Source organism: Sphaerisporangium sp. B11E5 (assembly GCF_039871875.1).
In the GTDB taxonomy this organism is placed as follows: domain Bacteria; phylum Actinomycetota; class Actinomycetes; order Streptosporangiales; family Streptosporangiaceae; genus Sphaerisporangium.
This window is the reverse complement of the sequence record NZ_JBDPMD010000056.1, coordinates 47574-56320: the sequence shown is the minus strand read 5'-3', so window position 1 is coordinate 56320 and position 8747 is coordinate 47574. Positions and strand designations below refer to the sequence as shown.

The 8747-nt window shown below is 71.6% G+C and carries 8 protein-coding genes and 2 pseudogenes; 4 read left to right on the top strand and 6 right to left on the bottom strand.

Annotated elements, in window-relative coordinates; all coding sequences use genetic code 11:
• The 3 genes and pseudogenes from ABGB17_RS33570 to ABGB17_RS33560 all read right to left on the bottom strand — a co-directional run.
• Nucleotides 1-256, bottom strand: a pseudogene (locus ABGB17_RS33570) (hypothetical protein); the annotation flags it as partial.
• Nucleotides 257-323: 67 nt separating this feature from the next.
• Entirely contained in the window at nt 324-680 is a 357-nt protein-coding gene (locus tag ABGB17_RS33565) for an arabinofuranosidase catalytic domain-containing protein (protein ID WP_347637379.1), read from the bottom strand.
• Between the two features lie 467 nt (nt 681-1147).
• Nucleotides 1148-2476 carry a PLP-dependent aminotransferase family protein gene (locus ABGB17_RS33560; RefSeq protein WP_347637377.1) on the bottom strand — a complete coding sequence of 443 codons (1329 nt, stop codon included), beginning with the start codon at nt 2474-2476 and terminating at the stop codon, nt 1148-1150.
• Between the two features lie 113 nt (nt 2477-2589).
• On the opposite strand from ABGB17_RS33560, the gene ABGB17_RS33555 reads away from it, so the two are divergent.
• Nucleotides 2590-3414, top strand: a complete 825-nt coding sequence (locus tag ABGB17_RS33555; RefSeq protein WP_347637376.1) for an alpha/beta fold hydrolase — start codon at nt 2590-2592, stop codon at nt 3412-3414.
• Nucleotides 3402-4178 carry an SDR family oxidoreductase gene (locus tag ABGB17_RS33550; RefSeq protein ID WP_347637374.1) on the top strand — a complete coding sequence of 259 codons (777 nt, stop codon included), beginning with the start codon at nt 3402-3404 and terminating at the stop codon, nt 4176-4178. Before ABGB17_RS33555 ends, ABGB17_RS33550 begins: the two co-directional genes overlap by 13 nt.
• A 23-nt stretch (nt 4179-4201) precedes the next feature.
• Here ABGB17_RS33550 and ABGB17_RS33545 read toward each other — a convergent pair whose 3' ends face one another.
• Together ABGB17_RS33545 and ABGB17_RS33540 are read right to left on the bottom strand one after the other, a co-directional pair.
• Complete coding sequence (locus tag ABGB17_RS33545) at nt 4202-4624, bottom strand: hypothetical protein (RefSeq protein ID WP_347637382.1); 423 nt, start codon at nt 4622-4624, stop codon at nt 4202-4204.
• A 40-nt stretch (nt 4625-4664) separates the two neighbouring features.
• A pseudogene (locus ABGB17_RS33540) lies at nt 4665-5072 on the bottom strand (helix-turn-helix domain-containing protein); the annotation flags it as partial.
• A gap of 176 nt (nt 5073-5248) precedes the next feature.
• Between ABGB17_RS33540 and ABGB17_RS33535 the strand changes: the two are divergent.
• Nucleotides 5249-6292 (top strand): alcohol dehydrogenase catalytic domain-containing protein, encoded by a 1044-nt coding sequence (locus ABGB17_RS33535; protein ID WP_347637372.1) that lies wholly within the window; start codon nt 5249-5251, stop codon nt 6290-6292.
• 137 nt (nt 6293-6429) lie between these two features.
• Here the strand turns inward: ABGB17_RS33535 and ABGB17_RS33530 are convergent, their stop codons facing one another.
• Nucleotides 6430-8058: an isovaleryl-CoA dehydrogenase gene (locus tag ABGB17_RS33530; RefSeq protein WP_347637371.1), complete on the bottom strand. Its 1629-nt coding sequence runs from the start codon at nt 8056-8058 to the stop codon at nt 6430-6432.
• A 122-nt stretch (nt 8059-8180) separates the two neighbouring features.
• Here ABGB17_RS33530 and ABGB17_RS33525 point away from each other — a divergent pair, with 122 nt between their 5' ends.
• Complete coding sequence (locus tag ABGB17_RS33525) at nt 8181-8747, top strand: sigma-70 family RNA polymerase sigma factor (RefSeq protein WP_347637369.1); 567 nt, start codon at nt 8181-8183, stop codon at nt 8745-8747.

Sequence of the window (8747 nt, the reverse complement as noted above, 5' to 3'; positions counted from 1 at the left end):
CGTAGGACTGGCCGGCCTGGCCGCCGCAGTCCCAGATCTGCAACGCCGTTCCCTGCGTGCTGGAGTTGCCCGCGGCGTCCAGGCAGCGTCCCGACGGCTGGCTCACCAAAGGCGCCGCCGCCGAAGCCGGCACCGCCCAGGTGACAGCGGTGACGATGAACGTGGCGAGCGCCGTCATCAGGGTCAGCGCGACCGCCGCCCGCGGGCGCCGTCGATGACGCTCACGGTCAGGGGGAGAAACGGAGGGAGGATGCATGTCTACTCCGGGGGGTGAATGGTGTGCGGTGACGGCCGGCGCCCATGTGGCGAACGCCTGACCGGAGTCAACTGCGCAGGCTCCGTTCCTGGCCGGCCTGCCCGTCGCAGTCCCAGATGATCGCCTGGGTGCCGTTGGCGGTGCCCTGCCCGTAGGTGTCCAGGCACCTGTCGCCGTACACCTTGCCTGAGGTGTACGTCCAGCGCCGCATGGTCCCGGCGTCGGTGGTGCCGCCGGGTGCCTGGGTGAGGCCGGACCGGTCGTGGATGACGCTGATGAGGCAGGTCGTGCCGGCGCGGAACGGGTCCTGCGCGGCGGCGTCGGCGGCGCCGGCAGGCCGGGGCAGGGCGATCGACGCGCTCGCATCGATCGCGAGGATCTTTCGCAGGCTGCCGGGTGGCATCATGCCCCCTCTCTCGATCACGAACTGCGGCTGGGCGACATCAGGGTCCAGTGGGGAGGGAGTCGAACCGATTGAATTGTTAGCGCTAACATCAGGTCCTCCTGCTCCGCCTCGTGACACAGGTCGCAGACGACAGTACGGCGGAGCAAACGCGACAGAGACCGGCCTGTCAAGGGCACGCATCGGCCCCTCGCGACGTGGCAGCGGCAGGGGAGCACTACCTCTACCTAAGCCGACGTTCACTCGCGGTCACGCTGACGGGCAGTGAAATTTACATCCGCGACGTCCGCCGGGTGCGGAACCGGCGCCGTCTCACCGTACCGGCCATCCGGCGGTCAGGCTCCCCCCGCGCCGGCCGGCTCGATCGAAACGGTTCGGCATCGTCGGTGACCAGCGCGGTCGCCTCGGGCCGTGACCGCGTCATCCGGACCAGCCGTTCCTGCCTCTACGTCCCGCGGCCCGCTGTCGCCGATGAGCGTGGTCTGCTCCTACTCGACCTCGGTGTCCTCGGGGACGCTCCTGGCCAGCGCGGCGAGAGTCGCCAGCGCCGTGGCGAGGGTGCCGGGCGGTGGTGCCGACAGGGCCAGACGGACGGCGTTGGGCGCGTGGGCCGTGACGACGGTGAAGGCGGCGCCGGGGGTGACCGCGATGCCACGACGGGCGGCGGCCGCGACGAAGGTGTCGGCCCGCCATGGGTCGGGCAGGCGCCACCAGCAGTGGAAGGCCTGCGGGTCGGCCTCGACGGCGAACTCGGCGAGGTGCTCACGCACGAGCCCTTGGCGTGCCGCCGCGTCGCGGCGTTTGATCTCTCGGAGGGCGGCGACGGTGCCGTCGGTGAGCCATCGCGTCGCGGCCTCCACGGCGAACCGCGGAGCGGTCCAGCCGCCTGAGCGCAGCGCCGAGGCGACCCGGTCGCCGATCGCCGCCGGTGTCACCGCGAAGCCGACGGTCAGACCCGGCGCCACGCGCTTCGACAGGCTGTCGACGAGGATGACGTGTTCCGGCGCGAACGCGGCCAGCGGCGGTCGATCCTCGTGGAGGAACGCGTAGATGCCGTCCTCGACCGCGTGGATCCCGAGCTCTCGGAGAGTGGCGGCGATCTCGGCGCGCCGCCGTTCCGGCATGGTGACGCCGAGCGGGTTGTGGAGTGTCGGCTGGAGGTAGACGGCACGCAGCGGCCCGGCCGATCGGATGGCGTCCGGGAGCACCCCGTGGTCGTCCATGGCGAGCGGGACCAGTGTGATGCCGAGGCGGGTGGCGATGCCCTTGACCAGCGGGTAGGTCAGTTCCTCGACGCCGAGGCGGTCACCGGCCGGGACGAGTGCCGCGAGCGCGGCGGCGATCGCCTGCCGCCCGTTGCCCGCGATCAGCAGGCGTCCGGGGCCGGGGATCCAGCCCGGACGGGACAGCATCGCGGCCGCCGCCTCCCGCACCGCCGGCGTACCCGCCGCGCCCATGGGGGCGAGCGCGTCCGCCAGCACGTCGGGACGCAGCATTCCGCCCAGGCTCTCCGCCAGGAGGGCGGGTTGCTCCGGGGGCATGGAGAAGTTCAGCTCCAGGTCCACCCGTGCCCGGGCCGGCTCGGCGAGCGCGGGCTCGCTGAACGGCGCGGCGGCGCGGATGAAGGTGCCGCGCCCGACCTCGCCGACCGCGAGGCCGCGGCGGATCAGCTCGCCGTACACCCTCGCCGCGGTGGAGCCGGCGATGCCGTGCCTGCGGGCGAACTGCCGCTGCGGCGGTAGCCGCTCCCCGGGCCTGAGCCGCCCGGAGGTGATCTCCGCCGCGAGCACGTCCGCGATCCGCCGGAAGTCGTCCATCTCGTCTCCGACTCTCCGACTGACATTGCTCCGAGTGCAATTCAGCTATTGCACCGAGATATTGGCCTCAATAGCATTGAGCTGTCAAGCCTGGCCGAACAGGAGATTCACGGGTGGACACCTTCATCACCGGGCAGATCGCCATCGCTTATGACGACCACAACCCCGAGGGCACCGGGCCGCCGCTGGTGCTCGTCCACGGGCACCCCTTCGACCGCTCGATGTGGGCGCCCCAGGTCGAGCACTTCGCCTGGGACGGGCGCCGGGTCATCGTCCCGGACCTGCGCGGCTACGGCCACAGCACCGTCGTCCCGGGCAAGACGCCGCTGCAGACCTTCGCCGAGGACATCGCCGGCCTTCTCGACCACCTCGGCGTCGCGGAGATCGTCCTCGGCGGCCTGTCCATGGGCGGACAGATCGTCATGGAGTTCCATCGCCTGTTCCCGGACCGGCTGCGCGGGCTGGTGCTCGCCGACACCGCCCCGCAGGCGGAGACCGAAGAAGGCAGGCGGGTCCGCGACGCCACGGCCGACCGGCTGCTCCGGGAGGGTATGGGAGGCTACGCGGAGGAGGTCCTGGCCACGATGGTGGCACCGGCCAACATCCGGCGGTTCCCCGCGGTGGCCGAGCATGTCCTCGGAATGATGCGGAGAACACCCCCGGAGGGCGCGGCCGCCGCGCTGCGCGGCCGCGCCGAGCGCCCCGACTACAGGGCGTCACTGTCGCGCGTCCGCGTGCCCACGCTCATCGTCGTCGGCAGCGACGACGAGTTCACCCCGATCGCTGACGCCCGGCTCATGCACGAGGTCATCCCGGGCTCCGCCCTCGTCGTCATCGAGGACACCGCCCACATGCCCAACCTCGAACGGCCGGCCGAATTCAACGAGGCGCTGAGCAAGTTCCTCGACTCGATCCCCCGGGAGCGATGGGCCCTGTGACCATGACCGCGTTCGTGACCGGCGCAAGCAGCGGCTTCGGCGCCGCGATCACCCGCCGCCTCGCGGCCGGCGGCGCCCGCGTCGTCGCGTCGGCGCGCAGAGCGCACCTGCTCGCCCAGGTGGCGGCCGACCACCCGGACACCGTCCACCCGCTCGGACTGGACGTCCGGGACAGGACCGCGGTCGAGCACGCGATCGCCGCTCTGCCGGCCGAGTTCGCCGAGATCGACCTGCTGGTCAACAACGCCGGCCTCGCCAAGGGACTGCGACCCGCCCAAGACGCCGACCTGGACGACTGGGACCAGATGCTCGACACCAACTGCAGGGGCCTCATGTACTGCACCCGGGCGATCCTCCCCGGCATGGTGGCACGCGGCCGTGGCCACGTGGTCAACGTGGGCTCGGTCGCCGGCACCTACCCCTACCCCGGCGGCAACGTCTACGGCGCGACCAAGGCGTTCGTCCACCAGTTCAGCCAGAACCTGCGAAGTGACCTGCACGGCACAGGCGTCCGCGTCACCTGCGTCGAACCCGGGATGTGCGGGGACACGGAGTTCTCCACCGTACGGTTCGGCGGGGATCGGGAGCGGGCCGAGGCCCTCTACGCCGGAATGCGGCCACTCGGCCCCGCCGACATCGCCGAGGCCGTGACATGGGCGGCATCGCTGCCGCCGCACGTCAACATCAACGTCATCGAGCTCATGCCCGTCTCCCAGAGCTTCGCGCCGTTCCAGGTGCACCGAAGCCTTCCCGCGCCGTCTTGATCCGGGTGAGATCCCGGCGCGGTTCAGTGTGCCGGCTGGGTGGCTGCCAGGCTGGCCAGGAGCTTGAGCCGCTCCTCTGAGGTGCTGCCCGGTTCGGCGGTGTAGATGGTGAGGCCGTACACCGTCCGGTTGGACATGGGCAGGTCGAGAGACTGGTAGGTCAGCTCCAGGTCGCCGATCTGGGGATGCCACAGCCGCTTGCTGCCGTCGTGGCGGACACGCACGTCGTGGACGGCCCACCGGCTGCGGAACTCGGTGCTGAGCGTGGACAGCTCACCGACGAGGTCGCGCAGGGTGCGGTCATGGGGCTCACGTCCGGCCTCGGCGCGCAGCAGCGCGGCGCTGACGACGGCGGCCTCGTCCCAGTCGACGAAGAACTGCTGGGAGCCCGGGTCGAGGAAGACGTAGCGGGGCGAGGTTGGCGCGGCCGTGCCGCGTGGTGGCAGGGCTGTCGAAGACCGGCGCGAGCAGGGCCCGGGCCGGCGCGTTGCAGGTGACGATGTCCTGGCGGCTGTCGCGTACGAACGCCGCGGACATCGTCATGGAGTCCAGCAGCCACTGGACCCGCGGCGGGACCTGGACGTCCTTGCGGCGCGAGGGCGCGCGGCGGGCGGGCCGGGCGGCGCGGGCCAGGTCGAACAGGTAGGTGCGTTCGTCCTGGCTCAGGCGCAGGGCCAGGGCGACCGCGTCGAGCACTTCTTCTGACACGCCGTTGATGTGGCCCTTCTCCAGCCGGGTGTACCACTCGGTGCTCACGCCGGCCAGCACCGCGACCTCTTCGCGGCGCAGCCCGGGAACCCGGCGCCGGCCGCCGGCGGGCAGCCCGACCTGCTCAGGGGTGAGCTTGGCGCGCTGGGTGGCGAGGAAGTCCCGGATCTGCGCGCGGTGGTCCATGCCCTCCACGGTAGTCGCGGGTTCGCGCAGGTGGCGGCGGTAAGGGGGGTTGAGCTTGTCCCCCCTGTAAAAGCGCTCTGCCTCGCGCGCGGCCCGGCGGGTTCCCTGGGATCAGCACGTCGGACGCACCCCCGCACCGCCCGAGACAAACAACCGTCTGAAACGGAGACCTTCTGATGCGTGCAACCCTGATGTACGGCGCCGGCGACGTCCGCGTCGAGCAGGTACCCGACTCGGTCGTCAAGCTGCCCACCGACGCGCTGGTCCGCGTCATCGCGTCCTGCATCTGCGGCAGCGACCTGTGGCCCTACGGCTCGATGAAGCCGGAAGACGGCCCGGCCCGGATGGGGCACGAGTTCATCGGCATCGTCGAGGACACCGGCCCGGAGGTGACCACCCTCAACCGGGGCGACCTGGTCGTGGCGCCGTTCGCCATCTCCGACAACACCTGCCGGTTCTGCCGCGAGGGCCTGCACACCTCCTGCGCTCACCCGCAAGCCGGCTTCTGGGGCGGCTCGTCGTTCGAGGGCGGCCAGGCAGAAGCGGTCCGCGTCCCGCTCGCCGACGGCATCCTGGTCAAGCTCCCCGTCGAAGCGGACTCGGCCCTCATGCCGTCCCTGCTGACACTCTCGGACGTGTTCGGCACCGGCCACCACGCCGCCGTGGCCGGCGGCGTCACCCCGCGCACCCGCGTCACCGTGATCGGTGACGGCGCCGTCGGCCTGCTGGCGGTCCTGTCGGCCAGGCGCCTCGGCGCCGAGCAGATCATCCTGATGGGACGCCACCAGCCCCGCACCGACCTCGGCCGCGAGTTCGGCGCCACCGACGTCGTCTCCGCCCGCGGCGAGGAAGGCATCGCCCAGGTCCGCGAGCTGACCGGCGGGCACGGCACCCACGTGGTCCTGGAGGCCGTCGGCACCATGCCCGCCTACCGGCAGGCCCTCGGTGTCGTCCGCCCGGGCGGCGTCATCAGCCGCGTCGGCGTCCCCCAGTACGAGGACGCGCCGATCGGCTTCGGCGCCCTCTTCCGCCACAACCTCCGCCTGACCGGCGGACCCGCGCCGGTCCGGGCCTACATCGAGGAACTGATGCCCGACATCCTGGACGGCACCATCGAGCCGGGGAAGGTGTTCGACGCCACGACCGGCCTCGACGGCGTCCCAGCCGGCTATCAGCACATGGCCGACCGCAAGAGCCTCAAGGTCCTCATCAAGCCCTGACCTCCAGCGGCACGACTGGGTGCACGAGAAACCTGGCACGCTCTTCGCTAGTGATCTTTCTCTGCGGAGGGGGGCGGCCGGGCTGACCGCTTGATGGGTGGTCCGCGAACTGGCTCATTCGGACCACCCGTTCCAGCTCAAGCGATCTTCACACCGGCCCTCTCGATGATCGCTCCGGAGTCCACACCGGAGGGGAGGTTGCCGTACGCCAGGCTTCGCCCGGGTCCGAGGCGGGAGGCGCAGAAGGCGTCCGCGATCGGCGCCGGGCTGTATCTGACCAGCAGGGATGCCTGGAGGACGAGGGCGAGGCGTTCGGCGACGTGGCGGGCTCGGTATTCCAGGGTCGCGGGGTCCGCCAGGGAGTCCTTGGCTTCGCGGACGGCCGTGTCCAGGTGGACGTCGGCGCCCTTGGCTTGGTCGACCTCGCCGAAGAAGGCGTCCAGGTTGTCGGGTTCCTTGACGATGGAGCGGAGCAGGTCCAGCGCGGCAACGTTGCCGGAGCCCTCCCATATGCCGTTCAGGGGAGACTCGCGGAACAGTCTCGGCATCTGGGACTCCTCGACGTAGCCGTTGCCGCCGAGGCATTCCAGGGACTCGGCGGCGTGGGCGGGGGCGCGTTTGCAGACCCAGTACTTGGCGGCGGCCAGGGCCGTGCGGCGGAGGGCGCTTTCGGTGGTGACGCCGCGGATGGCGTTGTCGGTGGCTTCGGCCAGGCGGAGCATCACGGCGGTGGCGGCTTCGGATTCGACGGTCAGGTCGGCGAGGACGTTGCGCATCAGGGGGTGGTCGATCAGGGGGCGGCCGAAGGCGGTGCGGTGGGCGGCGTGGTGGGTGGCGCGGGTGACGCCGAGGCGCATGCCGGCGGCGGAGCCTATGACGCAGTCCAGGCGGGTCATGTTGACCATCTCGATGATGGTGCGCACGCCGCGGCCCTCCTCGCCGACCAGGTGGGCGATCGCCCGGTCGTACTCGACCTCGGCCGAGGCGTTGGAGCGGTTGCCGAGTTTGTCCTTGAGGCGCATGATGCGCATGGCGTTGCGGGTGCCGTCCGGGAGCACGCGGGGGAGCAGGAAGCACGACAGGCCGCCGGGGGCCTGGGCCAGCACCAGGAACACGTCGCACATGGGGGCGGAGTTGAACCACTTGTGGCCGGTGAGGGCGTAGGTGCCGTCGGCGAGGGGTTCGGCGGTGGTGGTGTTGGCGCGGACGTCGGAGCCGCCCTGCTTCTCGGTCATGGCCATGCCGGCGAGCACGCCGCGCTTGGCGGACGCGGGGCGCAGGCCGAAGTCGTAGCTGCGCGACTCCAGCAGCGGTTCCCACTCGGCGGCGAGCGCGGGGGAGTGGCGCAGCGCCGCCACGCTGGCGTACGTCATCGAGATCGGGCAGCCGTGGCCCGCCTCGACCTGCGACCACACGTAGAACTTGGCCGCCCGCGCCACGTGGGCCCCGGGCCGGGCGGCCGCCCACGGCGCCGCGTGCAGGCCGTGCTCCACGGCCACCGCCATCAGGTCGTGCCACGCGGGGTGGAACTCCACCTCGTCGACGCGGTGGCCGTAGGGGTCGTGGGTGCGCAGCACCGGCGGGTTGTCGTTGGCGAGGCGCCCCCACTCCTGGGCGCGGGGCGAACCGGCGAGTGTGCCGAGGCCGCGCAGCTCCCCGAGTGCCCAGTCGGCGGACGCGCGCCGCAGTCCCTCCACCAGCGCTGGGTCGGCGGACACGTCGTGGCCGGCGTGCGGGGGGACCTGGTTGAAGACGTCGTGCGTCAAAGGAACCTCCGGGACATCAGGGGCGATCGTCTACGCTTCGGGCGCTTATCCGATGTGCTTCGCCATCCATCTCAACATTTCCCCGGAACAATGAAATGCTCGGGTGTCTGACCGAAGGAGGGGTGAAGCCGTTGGAGGCGGCGGGGACCACCGATGACCGGTCGCTGCATCAGCGTGTCGTGGGCGGGGACGAAAGTGCGCTCGGGGAGTTGCACGAACGGCTGTATCCACTCGTGCTGGGGCTCGCGCTGCGGGTCACCCGCGACCGGCCCGTGGCCGAGGACATCGTGCAGGAGGTCTTCGTCACCTTCTGGGAGCGTCCGCTGGCCTTCGACCCCGACCGGGGCTCCCTGCGTTCCTGGCTCGCCACCATCGCCCACCGCCGGGCCGTCGACCACGTCCGCGCCGAGGAACGCCGCCGTGTCTCCGCCCTCGGCCCGCGCCTCGCCGAGCCCGAGCCGAGCCCGCTGGAGGACTGGATCCTCGCCGCCGACGAGGCCGCCCGCGTCCGCACCGCCGTCAGCCGCCTGCCCGGGGGGCTGCGCGAGGCGATCGAACTCGCGTACTACCGTGGCCGTACCTACCGGCAGACGGCCGAGGAGCTCGGACTCCCCGAGGGAACCGTCAAGTCCCGCATCCGCCTGGGACTGCGCAAACTGGCCGACGCTCTCGCGGACGAGGAGGTGTGA